The sequence below is a fragment of the Flavobacterium sp. genome (assembly GCF_004295795.1).
Taxonomy (GTDB): domain Bacteria; phylum Bacteroidota; class Bacteroidia; order Flavobacteriales; family Flavobacteriaceae; genus Flavobacterium.
The window spans coordinates 74,445-96,649 of the sequence record NZ_SEBR01000014.1 but is presented as its reverse complement, the minus strand read 5'-3'; the positions used below and the strand labels follow the sequence as shown (position 1 = coordinate 96,649).

Here is a 22,205-nt window from a genome sequence, read left to right as displayed (position 1 = left end):
CGTAAGTCACGTCCGTATCGTTGCTATGTTGATTGAACAGTTGAATATGTTTTTTGCAAAAAATTGGTTATGAGATCAATGGTTTCTTCAGGATGGCTCAAATGAGGACAATGACCCGTGGCCTGCATTTTGACATACTCACTTCCTGCGATGCTTCCTGCGGTATATTCACCAACATAATCTGGTGCGATGGCATCATCTGAACATTGAAGCACTAGAACGGGAACATCAATTTTGGGTAAGTCGCGTCTATTGTCCGAAAAAAATGTCGCTTCGGCAAAACGCTTGGTGATAAAAGGGTCAGTCGAACAAAAGCTTTGTTCCAACTCTTGAGAAAGTTCAGGTTTTTCCTCGTTCTTCATGACAACAGGCGCAAGGAAACTTGCCCAGCCTATGTAATTACTTTCCATGACATTCAAAAGGTCGATAAGATCTTTTTTGTCAAATCCTCCGGCATAGCCTGCATCATTCACGTAACACGGCGATGGCCCGATGAGAACCATCGAGCTAAATAATTCAGGATACCTGACAGAGGCGAGAACTCCAATCATCGAGCTCACGGAATGACCTACGTAAATCACATTTTCGAGATCCAAGCTATGACAGACATCGATAATGTCTTGGGCATACCCATCCAGCGATGCATACTTTTCAATATTATAGGCAGACACGTCAGATTTTCCACAACCTACATAATCAAACAAGACGATTCTGTATTTCCCGGCGAACGACGGAATAATGTAACGCCACATATTTTGATCGCATCCGAACCCATGGGCAAAAAGCAACGTTTGCTCCCCTGATCCAAGTATTTTTACATTATTTCGCTCGATAATTGGATTGTGCATAATCTGGGAACAGCTATTTTGAAGTGTTCGCTAAGTTAACGAATAAAAAGGCTATGTGTCACCACAATTTTTCCAGTCAGTGCCCGCAACTAAAGTCGCAACGGACAATTTAATTCCGACACCAATAGTCATACTCATCCTGCTTCCAGACGTTGATCCAGACGGAATTTAACGCCTCACGTATCGAGAGGTTATAGCAAGTTCTATGGATCATTTGGCACAAAATCTTTTCTGCGTACGAAAAACACCGAAACCAAACTTCCCACAAAGCACAAGCTCGAGGCGATCAACATGATATTTTGGTACGATTCGATAAAGGATGCGTGGAAATGCTGAGTTATTTCGGAGCGTTTTTTCATTTCGATTCCCGATGGAACTTTCGCATTTCCCAGATTGACGGCCTGCGCCAAAATTTCTGATTTTTCGCTTTCGCTGAAACCGGAATCCGCGAGCCGACTTTGCAAGGCAGCCGTAAAAAGCACCAACGCCAAAGATCCAAAAATGGCGTTGGCCAAAACGTTCGATACACGGCTGATCGCATTGTTGACGCCAGAAGCCGTTCCCGCAAATCGCGATTGTACCGAAGTCATGACAGCCGTCGTCAGCGGTGCGACCGTAAAAGCCATTCCCGTGCTGAAAATCAGGATGCCCGGAAAAAAAGTAAGCCAGTACGATTTGGGCCCTTGCGTTTGCCCGATAAAAGACAAAACAAGCATTCCGATCCCAACGGTGAACGGCCCCAAAATCAGCAGCCAACGCGGGCCGTGCTTGTCGGCGAGACTTCCGGCAAACCTTGAAATCAGTACCATGATTATCGTAAACGGCACGAAAGTCATACCCGATTCCATTTGGGAATATCCCTGAATCTGCACCAGGTTCAGACTCATGAACAACATTGCGGCGTTCAGTCCGGCGTATAGGAACAGCGTCAAAAGGTTCACTCCGGAAAATGTCGGATTCCTGAACAATTCGAGTGGCATCATGGGCTGGAGCGACTTCCATTCGACGATAAGGAATGTGATGAGAAAAACAGATCCGAGCGACAAAGCGCCAAACGATTGCCAGTTTCCAAAACCTACTTCGGGCGCTCTTAAAAATCCGAAAGTCAGCAACGCCAAGCCTGACGCCAATAAGAATCCGCCCGCGAAATCGATGGATCGTTTTTCCTCGTTTTCCGTTTCCCTGACTTTTTTCCACAAAATCAACAACGCGGCAATTCCAATCGGGACATTGATGAAAAAAATATAGCGCCACAAACCGTGATCGCCCAAAAATCCGCCAAGGATAGGCCCGCCGATGCTCACCATCGTGGTAATCGATGACCAAGTCCCGATGGCCTTTCCGCGTTCGTTCTCGTTTATGGAGGACGAAATCAGCGAAAGACTTCCGGGAATCATGAGTGCGCCTCCAATTCCTTGTATTGCCCTGAAAGCAATGAGAACGCCGACGTTTGGTGAAAATCCGCACAAAACCGATCCGATCATGAAAATCGCGATCCCATACATAAACACTTTTTTGCGTCCATGCGAATCGCCCAAAGCGCCACCTACCAAGACGAGGGCCGCCAAAAGCAACAGGTAGGAATTGAGCACCCAGAAAAGTTCGGCACTTGTGGCTCGAAATGTTTGCTGAAGCGACGGCAACACGACATTTAGCGCGCTTCCGTCTATGAATGCCATGCCCGAGGCCATGATTGTGGCAACCATGAGCCATTTTCCGTCAGGACTTTTCAAGGAAATGGTCGCCATGAGTTATGGATTGGGCCGAAGCAGGTCTGAAATTGTGGAAACGCCGAGTTCATCCGCATGTTTTTTTCGCATCATGAGCACGTAAGCGTTGTTGAAACCGATCGGTTTGAGCCATTTTAACCGATACCGCGTATGGAATTCGCTACTCACGAAATCGTATACCGCATTTTTGTCTTTGATCAATCCGTCTACGGTTTTTTCGTCGGGTTGCAGCAAAACCAAAAAACCGGTTCCCGTATATTCCGGATACAGATCGATTTGTTTGTTGGTCAGTGCATCGAAGCAGATTTTGGTTCCGCCAAGCCCGGTTTTGGTCGTCACATCGAGGTTCGTATGACCTTTTATCAACATCGCATACATCGCGCTCAAAATGTATTGTTCGCCGAAAATTTTGGATCCAATGACGATTTTTCCTTTCGGATTGGCACCTGGCGCTTTCCACAACTTTTGCGATTGCAGGAATTCCTTTGCGATCGCCTCGGGATTCTGGTGCAGATGATCGGCTTTGTAGTTCAGTTCGGTCATGATGGAATCGTTGATTATGCCTGACAAAAGATTGACCGCTTCTTCGACTTCCGGATATTTTTGCAGGATTTCCTCACGCACAACCGGCGCAGCGTAATACGGAGGAAAAATATTTTTGTCGTCTTTGAGTGCGACCAGATTGAACGCCTTGATACGTCCGTCGGTACTGTATCCGCTGATCACATCGAGTTTGTTTTCATATAACGCCTTGTACATCATCGCATCGTCAATCACGACGGTACGCATGTCGAAGCCGTATTTTTGCTGCAATCCCAAAAAGCCGTCCTGACGTCCCATGAATTCGGGCGTAAATCCCGCCAGCAGACTTTTGTCCTCAACAGTTCGGAACGCAAAAAGCAGCGAAAAAACGACCAACGCCGCCGGTAGTGCAAAAAGCGTTTTCCTGACTTTGGCCAGGTTCACTTTTTGCAGCCGCGCCAACAAAAAATCGAGTGCGATCGCCAATAAAGCCGCCGGAATCGCGCCTGCCAAAATCATGTTCGTATTGTTGAGCGAAATTCCGCCGAAAATGAATTCGCCCAAACCGCCGGCAGCGATGTAAGCCGCAAGTGTCGCCACGCCTACGTTTATGGTCGTCGCCGTCCGGATTCCGCCCATGATTACCGGAAAAGCAAGCGGAATCTCAACCTTGAACAGCGATTGGAAAGACGTCATTCCCATTCCGGAGGCGGCTTCTTTTACGTCGGCGTCGACACCGGTTATCCCGATATAGGTGTTGCGCACGATCGGCAAAAGCGCATACAGGAACAAAGCGAAAATGGCAGGTTTCGGCCCGATTCCCAACAATGGGATCATGAATCCCAAAAGCGCCATGCTCGGAATCGTCTGTAAAATCCCGGTGATGTTCAGTACTGTCGGCGCGATTTTTCTTTTTCGGGCTATGAAAATCCCAAGCGGAACGCCCACGATCACCGCAATCGACAAAGAAAACAGCGTGAGCCCGAGATGTTGCAAAGTCTGCTCACCCAATTTCGCCCATTGGCTAGAGACGAATTCCCAGAAAGTGTCAGGTTCCTGCATCGGCTTCGGCTTTATAATTGGCAAATCCCTGGAGCAAGTCTGAAACGGAAAGCATTTTCACAAAATCTTGCCAGCGCATCTTGATTTTCTTGTCAGGATCGTTTTTGTCCTTGAAAAGTTCGAGTGCCGAAGCGACCGAAATCTGCGCAGAAAATTCAGTGCCGTTTTCATTTTCGGTTTCCCGATAACCGTCCAAAAACGACCAGATATCGCTGCAACGCGTCACAGTCAACACCAATTGCAGGTACGAATTCGACAGGAAATCCCGGACAAAATCGTTCGCAGGCGCAAACAGCAATTGCTTTGGTGTTCCGATCTGCACGATTTTTCCGTTGTTCATCAAGCAAATCCTGTCGCCGATCTCGAAAGCTTCCTGGACGTCATGCGTGACCATTACGATCGTTTTTTCCCTGAATTCCCCTAGTTCGACGAACTCGTTGCGCATGGCTTTTCGCGTGATCGTGTCAAGGGCGCTGAAAGGTTCGTCCATGAGCAAAATGGGCGGATCGGCGGCCAAAGCGCGGGCAAGATTGACGCGTTGCGCTTCTCCTCCACTCAATTCCTTCGGGTAAGCCGACAGTCGGTCTTGCGGAAGATGGAATTTTTCAAGCAGGATTTTCGCTCGTTCCTCGATTTTGGTTTTTTCCCATTTGAGCAGATTCGGAACAACCGAAATGTTCTCGAGCACCGTAAAATGCGGAAACAGACTATTGCGTTGCAGCACATAACCGATATTCCGCCGGAGTTTTTCGGACGGTTTGTCCTTGATGTTTATTCCGTCAATCGAAATTGAGCCTTGGGAAACGCCGATCAATTTGTTGAGCATCTTGAGCGTCGTGGTTTTCCCGCAACCGCTCACGCCGAGCAAAATCAGCTTCTCGCCTTGGTTTACGGTGAACGAAATGTTTTCGACTACGAGATTCTTGCCGAAAGATTTACTCACATGGCGGACTTCGATCATACTTTTTTGGGCGTTTCGAGAAGCGTCGGGATCAATTCGGAAACTGTCGGGTGCAAGACCATCGTGTCTCGAATCAGCGTGTAAGGTTTGTCGGCCGACATTACATTGAGGATGCTCGTAATGATTTCGTCCCCTCCGACTCCCAAAACCGCGGCACCCAAAATCTTGTCGGTTTTCTCGTCGATGATTACGCTCATGAAGCCATTGGTTTCGCCTTTTTCGACGGCGCGGCTCACTTTTGACATGGGACGTTTTCCTTCGAGAACCGAAAATCCTTTTTCGAGCGCTTCTTTTTTGGTCAATCCGGCCCGACCCAACGGCGGATCGGTGAAAAGGCCGTAAGTCATGATGCGATTTGAAATTTTGCGTGATTTTTTGCCCGATAAGTAATCAGAGACGATCTGAAAATCATTGTAAGAAGTGTGTGTGAAGGCGCCTTTTCCGTTGCAATCGCCCATCGCGAAGATGTTTTGGACGTTGGTCTGGCAAAAATCGTCCACTTCGATATAGTTTCTTTCGTCGGTCTTGATTTGGGTCGCCGATAAATTCAAGGTGTCGCAATTTGGGGTGCGTCCGATGGCCAAAAGCAAATGGGAACCGTTTATTTTCAGTGCTTTGGAATCTGATTCAAAGGTAATTTCGATTGCGCCGTTGTCCCCTTTTTTCGCCTGTATATTTTTGGCGTTCAGCGCAAATTTCACGCCATCGGCTTCCATGAATCGCTGTATGGATTCGCTGGTTTCCTTGTCTTCACGGCTTATGATTTGGGCCGATTTTTCGATGATCGTGACTTCGCTTCCGAAACGCGCGAACATTTGCCCGAATTCCAATCCGATATAACTTCCACCGATAATTATCAGATGATTTGGCAAATCGGTCAGCTCCAAAATGCTTTCGTTTGTCAGATAATCGACGTTCTGAAACGCTTCCGGAACCGAAGCGCGCGCGCCAACATTGATGAAAATCCGGTCGGCGGACAAAATCTTTCCGTTTACTTCGACTTCAAAATCAGAGACGAATTTCGCTTCGCCTTCAAGCATCGTCACATTTTTGTCGTTTTCAAGACCGCTTTTGATGCCTTTCACCGACGCGCCGACGATCTCGTCTTTGCGAGCTTTGATTTTCCTGAGATTTGCCTTTGCTTTTTGCGAAAGCTCGATCCCGAATTCAGAGGTGTGCGCCACGTCCCAAATGCGTCTGGCGCTTGCCACGTAAGCTTTCGTGGGCGTGCATCCGACGTTTACGCAAGTTCCGCCGACTTTCGCTTTCTCGATTATGGCAACTTTTTTTCCGTCAGCGGCCAATTTGAAGGCCAAAGGCGTTCCGGCCTGTCCCGAACCGATGATGATTGCGTCGAATTTTGTCATAGTTTCTATTTTACGAGTCGGATTCCGTTGTATTGCCAGCGCATGTCGGCGTGGAAAAAATTGCGGTAGGTTTTTCGGCTATGGCCTTTCGGAGTTGCCACCGATGCGCCTCGCAACACCATTTGGTTGACCATGAACTTGCCGTTGTATTCGCCGATCGCACCGGGCTGCTTGACATATCCGGGATACGCGAGATAGGCGCTGTTTGTCCATTCCCAAAGTTGTCCCCAATCGAAACGGGACGAGGCGACTTCCCATTCTGCTTCCGTCGGCAAACGCATGCCTTTCCATTGCGCGAACGCGAAAGCTTCGTAGAAACTGATATGTCTTACGGGTTCGTCAGCCGCCAATTCTCTTAATCCGCCAAGGTCATAATAGTGCCACGTTCCTTCGATTTCGTGCCAATACATAGGTGCTTTTATGGCATTTTCAGTAACCCATTGCCAGCCTTCGTCGTGCCAGAAATTGAAGTCGGAATAGCCGCCAGCCGTTATGAATTCGAGATATTCGGCGTTCGAAACCAAATCGTCGGCGATTTCGAAATCCTGGATATAGGTTTTGTGTCTGCCGAATTCGTTGTCGAAAGCGAATCCGTTCCCATCGTGCCCGATCTTGTAGATTCCGGCTTCGATCTTGTGGAATTTATTGGCAGAAGTCACTTTCCCAAATGTAAAAACATCGTTTAAATACGCGGGAAAAGTGGGTTGATTCCCCAGAATGTACTTGATGTCATACACCAAAAGTTCCTGGTGTTGCTGTTCGTGGTTGAGTCCGATTTCTATGATAGCTTTCACTTCATCAGACACTTCTTTTTCGAACAACTTGTTCATGCTTTCGTTCACATAAGCGCGATAGCGATACACTTCCTCCACGCTCGGACGCGTCATCAAACCGCGCACTGGCCGCAAAACGCGTTTTCCCACATTGTTGTAATAACTGTTGAACAGAAACGAAAAATCTTCGTGGAAAACGGCATAATCAGCGAGATATTCGGTGAGTACGAACTGTTCCCAAAACCAGGTCACGTGCGCCAGATGCCATTTTGGAGGCGAGGCGAATGTACTCGGTTGCACGGAGTAATCTTCAGTAAGCAACGGCCTGCAAATCGCTTCAGAGGCCGCGCGTATGGAATTGAAATTTTCTTGTAAAGTCATTTGCCGGTTTCGGTCGCCCGATTTATTTTCCCTGTATCGCCAAAATATTTCCCGCCGGATCTTTGAACCACGCCATTTCCGGGCCTTCTTCTCCTCGAGCGATTCCTTTTTCGTCGGTTTTGATGTATTCCATGTCGTATTGTTCGAACGTGATTCCTTTCGAGATCAGCCAATCTACGGTCGCGTCGATATCGTCAACCGGAAAGTTGAGGATCGTAAAGGTTGCCGGTTCGTGATTTGATTTCGGATAGATGATCGCGCCATTCTCGTTTCCCGACAAATGGAGTTCGAGAATTCCCATGTCACCTTTGATGATGTCCAATTCAAGCGTCTCTTTGTAGAACGCGAATGCTTTTTCGATGTCGTTCACCGAAAAACTGCTGTAAGCCTTTTTGTCTTTAAGCATACTATATAGTGTTGTGTTGTTACGTCAGACGGCTTCCCATACCGAATCTACATACCATTTTTTGCTGTCGGAAAAATTGCGGTCGAGCTTAAAGCCCGTTTTTTGCGCCATTTCCTCGATTTGGGAAAGCCTGTATTTTTGAGAGATTTCCATGTAGATGTATTCGTCCTTTTTGAACGAGATGCTGGTTTCCGGAAAGTGCACAGTGAGGTCTTCGAGACAGATCAGATAACTTTTGCACGATCCGGTTTCTGGATCGTAATTGCAATAATGCTCGAATTTTTCCACGTCGAAATCGCTGCACAGCTCGCGGTTCATGCGTTCGAGCAGATTCAGGTTGAAACGGCTCGTGATGCCTTGGCTGTCGTCGTATGCTCTTCTGATGATTCCGGGATTCTTCACGAGATCAAATCCGAAGATGACTTTGTCGCCGCTTGACAGCGATTGGCGCAACTTCTCACAAAACGCATGGCTTTCGGAAACGGTCATGTTCCCGATGTTTCCGCCCAAACACAAGATGACGCGTCTGGCGCCATTTGAATCCCTGAGCTGGCTGAGCATGTCGAAGAAATCCCCGTTCATGCCCGAAGTTTTCACCTGCGGAAGCGCATCGGAAACCAACGCCTCGAGATTGTCGATCACGCTGTGCGAAATATCGATTGGAATATAAGTAAAATCGGCTTTTTTGTGCGCGAGTTGCTTGAGCAGTTTTATCGATTTCGTACCATCTCCCGGCCCGAGTTCGACGAGTTCGAAATAATCGTCTGCCGAAATGGATTCGACGATGGCGGTGGTCTGGAATTCGAGGATTTCCATCTCGCATTTCGTGAGATAGTAGTCGTCGCAATTCATGATTTCCTGAAAAAGCCTGTCGCCTATTGCGTCGTAGAAGTATTTTGAAGGAAGTTGTTTGGGAAATCCGGAGAGGCCGGAAATCGCGTCATTGTAGAATTTCGTATCCTGAACTGTAAGTGTACATCCGCTCATTTGGCTTCGGTATTTTTATGTGTTCCAATAAAGGTACGAAATCAACCAAGTCCATTTTATGCGGTGCTTTGCAACATTCCCATGTTTTTGTTGACGGATTCAGTTTTTGTGAACTCGGAAAAGTTGCGATGCGAAGCTACAAATAGAGATTCTTGCTTTGAAATAATTTTAACTGCGAATTCGCGGATTCCATTCCTTTTAAATCCACCTAAAATTTAACCCTGTCACCGTTTAAAACAGTGACAGGGTTTATAACCCTGACAGGGTGGTCCTTTTTGTAAGAATTTAACGCAAAACACAACAAAATCCTACAAATCTGCCAACTTTCAACTCAAATCCCTAAAACAAAAAGCGGAAATAACGACAGCTAAGTATTTGAATCCTAATATTGTAATATTCTTTTTCAACCTAAAAATCCACCAATCCGAAACTCAAAAATCGCAAATCACTTCTGACTGATGTTCTGAACCAAAATCCCCTTTAGTTCTCGATCATCAAAAAGTACAAGCCGGTGCTTGGCGAAGATTCGGCTTGCTATAAAATTCGCTAATTCGCGGTTAGATCAATAAAATCAGTAGCAAGAATTAAAAGCCATTGAGAAGCTGAGAAAAGTTTAGACTGGCCTCGAGCTTCGGTTACTTTTGCTGCATCGGATAAAAAAAAGCGGAAAACAAAAATCTTATCCAAAAACAAGATCGTGTTTTCCGCCGAATTTTATCGACTAGTTATGCTTTTCACTAATTTGGCAATCCGTTCAAAATTAGCGCTTGGCGAATTTCTGGAACATGTTCTCATAACCCAATTCGATTTCAGGACGTGCCGACTTGACAAAATGCAGCACGGTTTCCATTTCATGGCGTCCGGCTTCGAACAGCGACGGGAAAACCGACACCGATTCGCGCGACATCAGGCCGCCTTTGTCGTATCCGAAAGAATAATTGTACATGAGATAGCGCGTTCTTTTCTTGATGACGTAAAACGATTTTACCTTCGCAAGATCGATGTCCTCGGACGTGTTGAAAACCTTGCCTGCCTGATTCTTGTTGTAGAAACGCAGGATAGATCCGTCAGATTCTGCCACGAGCCAGGCGTTGCTGTAAGTGAGGAATTGAATGAGTCGGGTCGCGACAATGGCGAAGCAACTGCCCGTGATGACTGCCACGGCGAGCACGAACCAGTCGAAATTGGCGATCAGCCCGATCAGGGAAAAAATGGTTATCATGCCGCAGAAAAATCCGGCCATCAGGTAAAGGACGAATTTGGCTTGGCGTTTTTGCAAAAGGATTTCGGTTTGGTTCATACTGAAAATTATTTGGTTTTTAATTTGAAATCAATTGATCGCCTTTGCTGGCAGATCCGACAGCTTCGATCAGTTCGTCCAGCTGTTCGCATTTCTGGGTTTACGGTTTGGTTTCGTCTATGTCGTATTCGTCATACAAAGCCTCGATGTACTGATCGTCCTGAGGAATGACTCCTTTTTTGACCGCTTTCATATAGAGTTCGTGGGGCACGAAAACGTAAAAAAGGAGCTCGCTTTCCAGCGGTAGCCAGACGAAATGCGTTTCGGATCCGGAGTTGTCGAGAAGATGATTCAGCGTTTGCTCGATTTCGGAAACCGGATACTCACTTCTGTCGATCCACGTAGTGATGGTTTTCCCGTCGACGGCCGCGGTGATCTTGAATTCCATTTCCGCTTCGTCGAAATCGAAATCAACAGATTGGAAATTGATTCCCGCAATTGCCTGAAACTTTTCGATCACGTCCACGAATCCTTCATCCGACTCGAAATCTTCGGCAAAAAGGTGCAAATGGTGCAAACTGAGATACAAATCCGAATCGCTTTCGTTGATTTTGGCCTCGATTTGCGCGCGATTGTTCTGCGGAAAATCAAACCATCCGATTTCGTCCAACGCATCGAGATAAGCTTGCTTGCCTAGCGCTTGCAACCGATCGTACTTTTGCGGATTCACTCTGTCTTTTTTGAGATTTGTTCCATCAGATTCGCATCGAGCTGACCTTCGGGCAACGATCTTGGCACGGCAAATATTGCGTAGACGGTATTGCCGTAACTTACCCTATCCGGAAAATCATCCTCGAGGTCGACCACATTGCGCATCGTGATATTTGGGTCAAGCATAAACGGTTTTTGTCCGTCGTATGCCTTTGCTATAGTCAAACCGCTGCGTTGCGTGCCCATGGCTTTCGACATGTGTTCGGCGATATCGTTGCCTTTGTACAGACTGTTCATGTTTACGATCACGAAAACTTTGTCCTGCGCCAAGTCGAAGCGCAGCAGTTCGTAATTCGATTTGTTCGGATCCGGAAGCGTGAGTTTGAAATCCATTTCCTTTACCAGATTATCGGCTGCGTCCCAAATCCTGATCTTGTAATTTCCCGCCTGCACTTCCTCGATCTTGAAATCGTTCGGCTTGACCTTGCTGTTGGCGTAATAGCCGTCCAGCAGTTTTCCGTCTTTTCCTACCATTTCGAAAGTCACCGACCGTTCGTCCTTGCCGGTATTGAGAAATTTGATCGATTGGCTTGGCTTGCTGCCACCGGTTTCGTAATAATAGAATCCGTAAGCGACGGCCAACAATAGCACTATCGCTCCGCATCCGATCTTAAAAAATGTCTTCATAATCTTTGAAATCTTTTACCCGATTGTTTTACGGGCGTATTAATGTTATTGTTCAGCAAATGCCATTGTCAAAATTTTGATTTAGGTCGATTGGTGAAATTGCCTGATCAGACGCATTTTGGGAGAATAGAAAAGGTTGTAGGAACCAAAAATATTTTCATCATAAAGCGCCGCAATGAATTCCATGACATCACCATTTTCGTCCTTGAAGATGTCGAGCGAATAGTCGGTTTTGCGTTTGTGCTCTTTTTCGTATGTGGTTTGGTCCCAAATGGGTTCGCCACCCACGTAAATGCTCCCGTCTTTTTCTGATGGATTCAGTTCGAAATACGTCGGTTCGTCTTCGTATCCGTAAAAATTGTCGTGCATCTCGCTAGCGCACCATTCGAGAAATTTCGCGTCGAATTCGGAAATCCTGGTTTCGCTGTAAGACACGATCTCGTATTTGTTGTCGTCCGTCAAGCGGAAATCGGCATAATCCAGAAAAACCGGCGTCACGATAAAATGGAAAACAAGATCAGCGAACTCCGGCTTGATGAAATTTCCTGGAATACTGAACTGTGGCAACGCGATTTTTTGCTCGAAATGTTTGGGTTCGGCGAGCACGTCGGACGGTTTGGGAAATGCGACGATGACATTTTCCACAGGCTCGGCTTTGGTCGTTCGCTTAAGGCCGATCGGTTTTGATTTTGACATGATTCTCTGGTTGTAATCTGCAGTTTCAGACTTTGGTTTTATCTTTCTTCGGAGTCATCAGCGTGGCCATTTCGTCGTCGTTCCAATGTTCGGCCACTGCTTTCGCGGTCACACCGATTGGGTAGACTCCGGCAAATTCCTGTGTACTTCCGATGGTTACGTCGAGCCCGTTTTTAATCAACAGTTTGGCCATTTCGGCGTGTCCGCCCATGTCGGCGAGGTAATGTCCGGCCGTCCATCCCTTGGCGTCCAACACGTTCGCGTCGGCATTTTCGTTGTGTTTGAAATAGGCTTTCAGGCCGTCGAGGCGCTTGGTTCTCGAAACGTAATGCAAAGGCATCGTGCCTTTTTCGTTCCTGACGTTGAAATCTGCACCTTTTTTTGCCAGGATCGCGATCGTTTCCCCGTCGCCCGCCGAGCACGCCATGATCATGGGCGTATTGCCGTTCGAAGCTTTGAAATTGACGTCAGCGCCTTTCTTGACGAGATATTCGACAAAATAAATGCAGTCGACATAAGCGCGGTGCTGCGTCGGTCCCCAATCGTAAAACGAAATGTCATACTGGTCGCGCAACGAAAGCACACGCCCCAATTCGTCCGCGCCGCCCTTGAAAGGTTTGATGTAGCGGAAACAACCGTTCTTGATTTCATATTTGACGTCGACGCCAGAATTGGATCCGGTCGACTGCCAATGTTCGATTTTGGCATCGTCCAGACGCGAGAGCAAATTCAGCAAGGGCGTGTAACCGTTGTCGTCTACTGTGTCCACCTTTGCTCCTGCTTCGAAAAGTTTTCTTCCCATCCAATAACTGCCAAAGGCCGCGGCCACATTGAATGCCGTTTTTCCTTCGTGATCCCTTGCCTCGATGGGCGCATTTTTCATTTGCGGAATATCGAATATCGGGTAGAAATCGTTCGCAGCCGCCACGTGAAGCAAAGTTCCCAGGCTCGAGGTTACTACGTCTAGTTTTGCGCCGTGATCGATCAAATCCTGTACGATTTCGGTGCGTTTGAACGCCGCCGCCAAGTGAATCGGGTAAAACGATTGGTTGTCGGCTATGTTCGGATCGGATCCGTTTTCGAGCAAAAGCCGCACGATTTCGCGATGGCCGTTCGATGCCGCGCAATGTAAAGCGCCGGAATTCGGTCCCATCGCACTCGCATCGGCACCTTTGGCGAGCAATTGCTTTACGGTTTCAAGATCGCCTGTCTCTGAAGCGATTACGAGTTCTTTGTTGCTGTCCATGTCTGGTTGGTTTGGGTAAAAACCCCGGACAGCATTTGTGTCCGAGGTTCAAAAAACTAAGATGTTCGGTGATTTATTTTGCGACCGACGCCTTTGCCGCCTCATACATCAACTTGACGTCGGCTGGGCTGTAATCGGTGAATTGATCCGGCGATTGATCGTATGTCATGCCTTCCTGGATGATCACCGACGATTCGCCCGTGGTCACGCCGTATGTGAAGGAAAGTTTGCCTTCTTTGTTCGATTTTATGAAACCGGTCGGATCTTCGGTCACGAACTTGTCGAAGCTCGGATTCATTTCCTTGTCGCCAGTCATTTCCTTGATTTGCCCCACCGATTCTTCGGCCGTTCCCTCGCGTAGCATAAAAGTCAGCTTGAACGCTTTGCCGCCGTAGACGAAAATCTCGCCTTCGGTAGTGCTTTTGATGACTTTGGCATCTTTTGGCGCTTTTGTCACCACCGGAATTCCGTAGCTGCTCAAGTCGAGATCGACGAATTCTGCGAATACAAGTGGTTTTTCAGGGGTTGCGTTTTCTTCCGCAGTTGCGCCTTCCGCCGATTTGCTTCCGTTGCAACTGTAAGCCGTAATGGAAAGTGCCGCGATTGCCGTCAAGACAAGCAGGTTCTTTTTTTTCATGTTTATTGGTTTTAAAAATTCAGTTTATTGGTTTTGGATGCGTTGTTTCCAAATGGCTCGATTGTCCGTTATTGGTTTCTTCCCGCCATTTTTTCCTCGGATGCGACGCCTTTCTGCTTCATGAAATCGAAGAACCTGACCAGATCGCCGATGCACTCGTGTTTTGAGATGCCAAGACTCGGATCTGCTTTGAGCGAAGCCTTCGAGATGGACTTGAACGGAAACGGCTGTTTTTTGAGCAAGGCATCGACATCTTTGAAAAACACGCGCAACACCGGACTCGAAATGTGGCCACGGATCTCGACTTTCTCTATGTTATCCCACTCCACCAACGTGTTCTTAAGCGTTTGCTGGTTGATGAACAATCCTTCGTCGGTCAAGCCCAGGGCCGGTTTTTTGAGGTCCTGCTTGCATCGGATGTAATACAGCGAAAACGCAAACACGCAAAAGAAAATCGCCGAATATTGCAGCACGCTTGCCGGCCAACCTCTGCGCGTCAAATCGCCGCTTTTTACATACTGGTAAACAGCGGTGTGACTTTCGTAAAAAAGGCCCGATACGATCATGGCCACGGCGAGCACGCCCATCAAAATCATCAGATTCCTCGTGCCTTTCTCGATTTGGCCACTATGGCGCGCGGTTTCAATAAAATTCTGGTTCGTCATGCTAAAAAAGGATAAAATAAAAACAAAGCAAGCCCAAGCCGGTCAGGATGAATGACCAATAATAAACGTTGAGCAAATAGAACGAATGATCCGGACGCACCACGATTTCCCGGTTTTTCTTTTCGTCAAAATAGACGCGCCCGTATTTGCGTTTCCAGCGCCGTGCGAGCAAAAAGCACAGCAATCCGGTTATGACCAAAGCAGTCGCGCATCCTTTCGAGTTGATGACTTTTTCTGACGGATCGCTCACGAACACATAGAAATAAGCATACAAGACGGCAAAAAAAATGATGGGAACAAAAATGCCTTTCCCTTTCCAGACGATCCAGAACATTGTGATTACGATTGTTTAAATCCGATAAAAGCTTATTGTCTGAACAAAGCGATGTCCTTGAGCGGATAAATCGATTTTTGTCTCAGGATTTCGATCTCGCCCGAATCCGAAAGGCTTTTGAGCGAATAGGTCATTTTTTCGATCGGAATTCCTTCCCAATCCTGCGGGTTTGCGAATTGCAGATCGCGTTGGCCGTTGACTTCCTCGATCGTGAAAAGACCGATTTTCGTCTCGTCTTCCCAATCGTCAGTGAGGCGCACGATTTTTTTGTGCATTCTTATCAGGTTGTGGAATTCGTCTGCCGATCCGTCCACGAAAAGTTCCAATTCCGTTTCGAGATTGTTAGATTTCAGCAAGTCGAGTTGCGCCTGGGAAAACTGGAATTTCGCGTCCTCGACCTCGTCGATTTTGTCTTGCGCTTCCTCGGCTTCCTGTTCCAATCGGCGTTTTTCGTCGTATTCCCTTTCTTCCATGAGCCATTGTTGACGCTCGACGAAATTGTCCCAAACCTCAATCTCTACTTCGTGCGTAGGATCAAAAAGCCCGACGGTTTCCTTGATGTCGACTTCGGTCTTGAGAAAGAAAGTCACGCCGTTTCTCTGGGCCAATTCGGGAGTGCCCGCGCCCCATTTTTCAAGCAAGTCGGTAACGTTCATGTCTTTTACGAAAAGTCCGAAGTCAGCCTCGCGTCCGCTTGCCACCTTTCTTGGAACCTGTTTTTGCTTGACGCCGTCGATGGTTTCGCTGTAACAATTATCGGGCGTGATGTGATCCTGACCCAAGACCATTTCCTGCTCGCTTCCGTCGACAGTGCGTTTGGCGTAAAACGTCCCGACTACCGAAACGATCGTAAGCTCGTCTTTTTCGGCTTTGACGCGAATCGTCGCCTTGATCATAGGATCATAGAACGGCCACGGATTTTCCACGTAGATATAATCAAGCGCAACACCTGTGTCGCCGACCATGTTTTTCAGTTTCTTAAAAAAGCTCATTTTTATAGGGATTACTGGTTATTTGATTTTTTTATGTGCAGAGAAAAAATTGTCTCACCAATCGCGTTTTGGGCGAATAGAAAAGATAATAAGTGCCGAAAGCGCCGCCTTCATTGAGTTGCGCCACGAATTCGAGCGCATCGCCGTTTTCGTCCTGAAGCCCGGGATCAGTGTAATCGGTTTCGTATCCGAAGTCAAAATCAAACGACCAATAATCGAAAACTTCCCCGTTTTCCTGGCGGGCTTCGAGCGCTTCAATTTCAGCATCGTCCAATTGGCGCTGGAATTTTTCCTGACACCACGAAGGCGCGCCAATCTGGATGTCGATACCATCGTAGTGTTCGTCGGCTGGCAAATGGTAAGTCGTCTCCTCATTGCGCTCATCAAAATCCTGCTCCATTTCGTCGGCACAATCGGCCAGGAACTCTTCTGACATTTCGTCAAAAGTTTTGCCGTCCATACTCAGGAATTCGTATTTGTTGTCTTCGGTCAATCTGAAGTCGACCACATCACTGAAGATTGGTGTAATCACGAAATGGAACGTCAAACCTTCGAATTTTGGGTCGGCCAGATAACCCGGCATGCTTATTTTTGGCAATAGGACTTGCTTGTCGAGAAGCGTCGTGTCTGTCAGGACATCTTCAGGATTGGCGAGATCGACGACGGCTTTTGCGAAATCTTCAGGGTTCGTCGTTGGCCTGAATTCGATTTCCTTTCTTGTGTTCATATTTTGGTTTGCGTTAACGTAGCAGATTCTAGAATCAGAATTTCATTGGCCATCAATAGTAGGCCGTACTGTCGTTGATATGTTTTCCGGCAACGATCTTGTCGATTTCGGGAAACCATTTCGGATGCACAAAAACCGAATATTCCACGACCTTTATCGGATAGTCTTGGTCGCCTTCGTCAATGTCGGTAGGCAATTCCTCGAGCCACCAAGCGTCTTTGTATTTCTTGCGGAAGGCGGCGTTGTCAGGTTTTGCGATCAAATCCTTCCCGCGCTGGAAACCCCAAACGATGCCGTCGGCACCAATGCGATCGGTAGATTTGATGTGCATCGAGTTGTCTGACGGCGCAAGGTCGCTTCCCGTCGCCCCGAACCAATTTGCGATTGCGTCGTTGTTTTCTATGTCAGACAAAATCCGCGTAAGAAAATGACGTTCCATCCTTTTTGTGACGGTGTCGTTTATGGTGTACTTCGGAAATACGTTGATTCCCGGATAGACTTGCGCGATCTCTACCTTGATTTCAGTGACTTCGGCCGGTTTGTAATCGGCATAACCCAAAGAAGCGAAGAGGTTGTTCCAAAACAAGGTGTGATAGGAAACGATTTCAAGCACGCCTTGCGATTCGTAAGATTTGCGCAGAGTATCGACAAGCTCGATGTAGTAGAAGTCTTTTTTCACGAAAGCATCGAGGAAACCCGAACCGTCTTTTCTGTAAGCTTCCGAAACCAATTCGACAAAGCGATCAACCTTGACGCGCCTGTCGACGGCATCTTTCGAAAGCGCGATTCCCATGTCCTTGCACCAACCGTTGAACGTGTCTTCGCGATTGTCGTAGCAGCGTTCAACGATTTCCTGCGGACTTGGCACGCGTGTTTCGGTCTCCAGGATTTTGAATCGGCAAATGGTTGATGACATGATTTTTATTTTTGGATGATTAACTGAGACACGGAATCGTTGTCGAAAGAAGATGACTTTCGCTGATTGGGAAAATGCGTAAAAAAGTGAAGTTGGTTCAAAATAGAAATCTCTTTTCGAGATTGCCCCGACGGTTTGAAACTACTGGGAATATTTGATCGGATGTTGTAAAGGACAAACTGGATCCGGAAAGTAAAATTTTGGGCATTCTGAAAATTTTAGTAAAAAAAGCGGTACATCTTGCAAACATAGAATAGTGCAGGTATTAAAAAAACAGGTTTTTGTAATTTGTTAATAATTCGTCCTTATTCCAATTTCTCAACGAAAACCAAAACTAGATTATTCACGCGGTAAAATTTCAACCGATGTACAAACGCTACTTTCCGGTGTATTGGCGTTACTTTTCGGATGATATTCGTGAAAGGACAACATCTGAAACCGGCTTAAAAAACGATTTGCCTGAATTTCAGCCGTTCAGACGAAAGTGAGCAATGCTCTTACCGCCGATCAAAAACGAAACGGACACAACCGAAACACGCGCAATTTGCAACGTATTCTGGTTGTGTCCGTAAAAGAAATGTCGGTAAAAACGAGTTTACCCTATTGTAATTTCAGTATCCGAAGGCAATTCACTTGCGGCCGCTTCATCGGTCAACCAGATCAATTCGCCTGAATCGGGTTTCAAAAGTTGTGAAGGATAGTTCTCAGGATTGCGCTCGCCCGAAATCACTTCGCGGAAAGCGTGTGCTTTGTTCGCGCCAAAAACCAAAACCACATTCTGCCTGGCTTTGTTGAGCAAAGGCGCGGTCAAAGTGATGCGGAACATTTGCTGCGGTTCGAGATAATAGGCCTCGACCCATTTCGATTTTTCGTGCAAGACCGCGGTTCCCGGAAAAAGCGAGGCCGTGTGTCCATCGTCGCCCATTCCCGAAAGGATCAAGTCGAATTCGCCGGACGCACCCAAGTGTTCGCGCAACAAATTTTCGTATTCCGTCGCTCTTTCTTCGGGCTTTGCATCGGCTTTGAACATCGGAAAAATATTTTGCTTCGGAACGTCGATCTTGTCGAGCAAAACCTTGAAAGCCGCGCCCGCGTTGCTTTTTTCGTCCTCGATCGGAACCCATCTTTCGTCTCCCCAAAACACGAAGGTCTTTTGCCAGTCGATTTTTTCGGTGAATTCCGGCCCGGACAACAATTCGTAGAGTTTCGCCGGAGAAGATCCGCCTGTCAAGGCAACGGTGAATTTTCCTTTTTCTGCAATGGCTTTTTTTGAAGCGGCGACAAAGATTTCGGCCGCTGCCGTACTCAATCCCGAAGGATCTTTGAATATTCGGATCATTTTATTTGTGCTTTTTTTGTGTCGTATGCGCGTTCAGCGACCATACGTGTCCTTGTCTTGCGATAAGCGCCTCGGCACTTTCCGGTCCCCAGGTTCCGGCTGCGTAATTCGGGAAATCGAGTGAATCGCGCGTTTCCCAGGCTTCGAGAATTGGCGTGATCACGTCCCAGGCTTCGACGACCTGGTCGGAGCGCATGAACAATGTCGTGTCTCCGTGCATGGCGTCCTGCAACAAAGTTTCGTAAGCTTCGGGCGTTTGCGTCGAACAGGCGTCGTAGTCGAAAATCATCTCCGACGGATTCAGGTTCATTTCCAGACCTTGTTTTTTGGTCATGAATCGCAGTCGGATGTCCATCGACGGTTGGATGTTGATTGTCAATCGGTTTGCCATGAGGCTGTCTTCCTGCGTCTTGGAAAATGTCGAATGCGGAACAGGACGGAATTGTATTGTAATTGAAGAAATTTTCTCCTGCATGCGTTTTCCCGTGCGCAAGTAAAACGGAACATCCTGCCAGCGCCAGTTGTCGAGGTAGAATTTGATTGCCGCGAAAGTTTCGGTGTTCGAGCGTTCGTCAACCTGCGGCTCTTCGCGATATCCTTGTACTTTTTTTCCTTGTATCCAACCCGCGTCATATTGTCCGCGCACGGCGTAACGGTGCACTTCTTCGGGACGGATTCGGCGAATGGCGCGCAAAACGTCGACTTTGCGGTTCCGGATTTCCTCTGCGTCGAAAGAAACCGGCGGTTCCATGGCGACCATGCACAGAATCTGCAAAAGATGGTTTTGGATCATATCGCGCAACGCTCCGGCGCCTTCGTAATAGCCGCCTCTTTCCTCAACACCGACTTCTTCGGCAACGGTAATCTGCACGTAGTCGATGTAGTTGCGGTTCCAAAGCGGTTCGAAAAGCGTGTTGGCAAAACGGAAAGCGAGAATATTCTGAACCGTTTCTTTTCCGAGATAATGGTCGATGCGGTAAATCTGTTGTTCATCAAAGGTCTTGATGAGCAACTTGTTGAGTTCTATGGCCGTTTCCTTGTCGTGTCCGAACGGTTTCTCTATGATGATCCGGTCGGTTTTGGGATGGTCGGCGAGTTTCGATTTCTTGATGTTGACCGTCGCGGCCTCGATGAATTGAGGGGAAACCGAAAGATAAAACAGGCGTTCGGCCCTCAATCCCCATTGTTTGTCGATCGCGTCCATTTTCGCGGCAAGCGCCTTGTAAGAGTCAAGGTCGTTGATATCGGACACGAAATAACTCACCGATTCCTTGAACGCCGCCCATTTTTCGGCATCGGGTTTTCCTTTGCGCGAGAATTGCGTAAGTCCTTCAAAAAGATGATCGGCATATTCGTCGTCGTGCAATTTGGTGCGTCCGAGCCCGATCAAGGCGAATTTCTCGGGCATCCATCCGTCGAGATATAAATTGTAGAAAGCCGGAAGCAACTTGCGGTTGGCAAGATCTCCGGTACCGCCAAAAATGACGATAATGGTTGGGTTTGTCTGTTTAGCGGAAGGCATTGTCGTGTTTGTTTGTTAAAAATGTCGCAGTTATTCCCAAATCGTATGGAAGAAACCTTCTTTGTCGGTGCGTTCGTACAAATGTGCTCCGAAGAAATCGCGTTGCGCCTGGATTAAATTTGTAGGAAGCACGGCACTTCTGTATCCGTCGAAATAACTCAGCGAAGAAAGCATAACCGGAACCGGAATGCCTTTTTCAATGGCCAATTTCGCAATTTCACGCATTCCGTTTTGACGATCAAGTACCGTTTTGGCGATGTTCGCGTCCAACAAAATATTCTGCAATTCAGGATTCGTGGCAAACGCTTCGCGGAAGTTTTCCAGACAAGCCGCGCGAATGATGCAACCGCCTCTCCAAATTTTGGTCACTTGCTCCAGATCGATATCATAACCGTATTCTTTCGAGGCAATCGTGAGTTGCGCCAAACCTTGTGCGTAGATGTTGATCATCGCGAAATAGTAAGCGTCCTTGAGCGATTCACCGAATTTCGCGATATCGTATTTTTCGCCAGATGCAACGACCTTGAGAAGTTCCGAAGCTTGCAAGCGCTGTTGTTTGTGTGCCGAAAGATTCCGCATCGTCACAGCCGAGTCGATCGACGGAACCGGCGCCTGCAAATCCATCGCGTTTTGGGACGTCCATTTTCCCGTGCCTTTCGAACGCGCCCAATCGGATATCACATTTACTAGCAAATTGCCCGTTTCCTCGTCTTTGACCTTGAGGATTTCGGCTGTAATCTCGATCAGGAACGATTGGAGTTCGCCCTCGTTCCAGTCGGAAAACAGTTTTTGGATGTCGGAATCGGCCACGCCAAGTCCGCGTTTGAGCAAATCGTAGGTTTCCGAAATCAATTGCATGATCGCATATTCGATCCCGTTGTGCACCATTTTGACATAATTCCCGGCCGATCCGTTGCCCATGTAAGCTACGCAAGGATCGCCGTTGACCTTGGCCGCGATCGCCTCGAATATCGGACGCAATCTTTCGTAAGCCGATTTGTCGCCTCCGGGCATCATCGCCGGACCGAAACGCGCACCGCTTTCGCCTCCCGAAATTCCCATTCCGAAAAAGTGAATGCCTTTTTCCTTGAGTTCGGAAAACCTGCGATTGGTATCGGTGAAAAACGAATTCCCGCCGTCTATCACGATATCGCCGTTTTCCAAAAACGGAGAAAGGCTTTCAATGGCAAGATCTACGGGTTTTCCGGCCGGAACGAGCAACAATATCGCTCTTGGGGTTTTGAGTGATTTGGCGAAAGCTTCGGCAGAAACGGTCCCGAAAACAGATTGTCCGGGTTGTGCGGCGGCTTCGAATGCGGCAGCTTTCTCCGGACTTAGGTCGAGTCCGGCTGCAGAGAAACCGTGATCGGCGACGTTGAGCAAAATGTTGCTGCCCATGACGCCAAGTCCCACAGTCCCAAAATCGTATTGATTCATTGGATGATATTTTATATTA

General features: G+C 47.5%; 22 protein-coding genes. All 22 read right to left on the bottom strand.

Features of this window, described 5'->3' with window-relative positions; genetic code table 11:
* Nucleotides 1–23: 23 nt before the first annotated feature.
* A complete protein-coding gene (locus EOO49_RS12950) occupies nucleotides 24–848 on the bottom strand; it encodes an alpha/beta hydrolase (protein ID WP_290846340.1) in 825 nt (274 codons plus the stop codon).
* A gap of 203 nt (nucleotides 849–1,051) precedes the next feature.
* The gene (locus EOO49_RS12945; protein WP_290846338.1) at nucleotides 1,052–2,596 is read right to left on the bottom strand and encodes an MFS transporter; all 1,545 of its coding nucleotides are present in this window, start codon (nucleotides 2,594–2,596) and stop codon (nucleotides 1,052–1,054) included.
* Nucleotides 2,597–2,599: 3 nt separating this feature from the next.
* A complete protein-coding gene (locus EOO49_RS12940; protein WP_290846336.1) occupies nucleotides 2,600–4,162 on the bottom strand; it encodes an ABC transporter permease/substrate-binding protein in 1,563 nt (520 codons plus the stop codon).
* Nucleotides 4,149–5,123, bottom strand: a complete 975-nt coding sequence (locus EOO49_RS12935; protein WP_290846334.1) for an ABC transporter ATP-binding protein — start codon at nucleotides 5,121–5,123, stop codon at nucleotides 4,149–4,151. Before EOO49_RS12935 ends, EOO49_RS12940 begins: the two co-directional genes overlap by 14 nt.
* On the bottom strand, nucleotides 5,120–6,490 hold the full coding sequence (locus EOO49_RS12930) for a mercuric reductase (protein ID WP_290846332.1): 1,371 nt from the start codon (nucleotides 6,488–6,490) through the stop codon (nucleotides 5,120–5,122). The genes EOO49_RS12935 and EOO49_RS12930 overlap by 4 nt, the downstream gene beginning before the upstream one ends.
* A gap of 5 nt (nucleotides 6,491–6,495) precedes the next feature.
* A complete protein-coding gene (gene egtB / locus EOO49_RS12925; protein ID WP_290846331.1) occupies nucleotides 6,496–7,644 on the bottom strand; it encodes an ergothioneine biosynthesis protein EgtB in 1,149 nt (382 codons plus the stop codon).
* Nucleotides 7,645–7,666: 22 nt separating this feature from the next.
* Nucleotides 7,667–8,050 carry a VOC family protein gene (locus tag EOO49_RS12920; RefSeq protein ID WP_290846329.1) on the bottom strand — a complete coding sequence of 128 codons (384 nt, stop codon included), beginning with the start codon at nucleotides 8,048–8,050 and terminating at the stop codon, nucleotides 7,667–7,669.
* A 24-nt stretch (nucleotides 8,051–8,074) separates the two neighbouring features.
* On the bottom strand, nucleotides 8,075–9,037 hold the full coding sequence (locus tag EOO49_RS12915) for an L-histidine N(alpha)-methyltransferase (protein WP_290846327.1): 963 nt from the start codon (nucleotides 9,035–9,037) through the stop codon (nucleotides 8,075–8,077).
* Nucleotides 9,038–9,797: 760 nt separating this feature from the next.
* The gene (locus EOO49_RS12910) at nucleotides 9,798–10,337 is read right to left on the bottom strand and encodes a hypothetical protein (protein ID WP_290846325.1); all 540 of its coding nucleotides are present in this window, start codon (nucleotides 10,335–10,337) and stop codon (nucleotides 9,798–9,800) included.
* Nucleotides 10,338–10,437: 100 nt separating this feature from the next.
* Nucleotides 10,438–11,007 (bottom strand): hypothetical protein, encoded by a 570-nt coding sequence (locus EOO49_RS12905; protein WP_290846323.1) that lies wholly within the window; start codon nucleotides 11,005–11,007, stop codon nucleotides 10,438–10,440.
* Nucleotides 11,004–11,675 (bottom strand): hypothetical protein, encoded by a 672-nt coding sequence (locus tag EOO49_RS12900; RefSeq protein WP_290846322.1) that lies wholly within the window; start codon nucleotides 11,673–11,675, stop codon nucleotides 11,004–11,006. The genes EOO49_RS12905 and EOO49_RS12900 overlap by 4 nt, the downstream gene beginning before the upstream one ends.
* Before the next feature lie 81 nt (nucleotides 11,676–11,756).
* On the bottom strand, nucleotides 11,757–12,371 hold the full coding sequence (locus EOO49_RS12895; RefSeq protein WP_290846320.1) for a hypothetical protein: 615 nt from the start codon (nucleotides 12,369–12,371) through the stop codon (nucleotides 11,757–11,759).
* Between the two features lie 25 nt (nucleotides 12,372–12,396).
* Nucleotides 12,397–13,617 carry an ankyrin repeat domain-containing protein gene (locus EOO49_RS12890; protein ID WP_290846318.1) on the bottom strand — a complete coding sequence of 407 codons (1,221 nt, stop codon included), beginning with the start codon at nucleotides 13,615–13,617 and terminating at the stop codon, nucleotides 12,397–12,399.
* Between the two features lie 73 nt (nucleotides 13,618–13,690).
* Nucleotides 13,691–14,254: a hypothetical protein gene (locus EOO49_RS12885; protein WP_290846316.1), complete on the bottom strand. Its 564-nt coding sequence runs from the start codon at nucleotides 14,252–14,254 to the stop codon at nucleotides 13,691–13,693.
* A 68-nt stretch (nucleotides 14,255–14,322) separates the two neighbouring features.
* Nucleotides 14,323–14,919, bottom strand: coding sequence for an STM3941 family protein (locus EOO49_RS12880; protein WP_290846314.1), 597 nt, complete (start codon nucleotides 14,917–14,919; stop codon nucleotides 14,323–14,325).
* A 1-nt stretch (nucleotide 14,920) separates the two neighbouring features.
* Nucleotides 14,921–15,253, bottom strand: coding sequence for a hypothetical protein (locus EOO49_RS12875; RefSeq protein ID WP_290846312.1), 333 nt, complete (start codon nucleotides 15,251–15,253; stop codon nucleotides 14,921–14,923).
* Between the two features lie 32 nt (nucleotides 15,254–15,285).
* The gene (locus tag EOO49_RS12870) at nucleotides 15,286–16,245 is read right to left on the bottom strand and encodes a hypothetical protein (RefSeq protein WP_290846310.1); all 960 of its coding nucleotides are present in this window, start codon (nucleotides 16,243–16,245) and stop codon (nucleotides 15,286–15,288) included.
* Between the two features lie 31 nt (nucleotides 16,246–16,276).
* Nucleotides 16,277–16,972 (bottom strand): hypothetical protein, encoded by a 696-nt coding sequence (locus EOO49_RS12865; RefSeq protein ID WP_290846308.1) that lies wholly within the window; start codon nucleotides 16,970–16,972, stop codon nucleotides 16,277–16,279.
* Nucleotides 16,973–17,024: 52 nt separating this feature from the next.
* On the bottom strand, nucleotides 17,025–17,888 hold the full coding sequence (locus EOO49_RS12860) for a hypothetical protein (RefSeq protein ID WP_290846306.1): 864 nt from the start codon (nucleotides 17,886–17,888) through the stop codon (nucleotides 17,025–17,027).
* 595 nt (nucleotides 17,889–18,483) lie between these two features.
* Nucleotides 18,484–19,227, bottom strand: a complete 744-nt coding sequence (gene pgl, locus EOO49_RS12855) for a 6-phosphogluconolactonase (protein WP_290846305.1) — start codon at nucleotides 19,225–19,227, stop codon at nucleotides 18,484–18,486.
* 1 nt (nucleotide 19,228) lies between these two features.
* On the bottom strand, nucleotides 19,229–20,749 hold the full coding sequence (gene zwf, locus EOO49_RS12850; RefSeq protein ID WP_290846303.1) for a glucose-6-phosphate dehydrogenase: 1,521 nt from the start codon (nucleotides 20,747–20,749) through the stop codon (nucleotides 19,229–19,231).
* A 30-nt stretch (nucleotides 20,750–20,779) separates the two neighbouring features.
* The gene (gene gndA / locus EOO49_RS12845; RefSeq protein ID WP_290846301.1) at nucleotides 20,780–22,186 is read right to left on the bottom strand and encodes an NADP-dependent phosphogluconate dehydrogenase; all 1,407 of its coding nucleotides are present in this window, start codon (nucleotides 22,184–22,186) and stop codon (nucleotides 20,780–20,782) included.
* Between the last annotated feature and the right edge of the window lie 19 nt (nucleotides 22,187–22,205).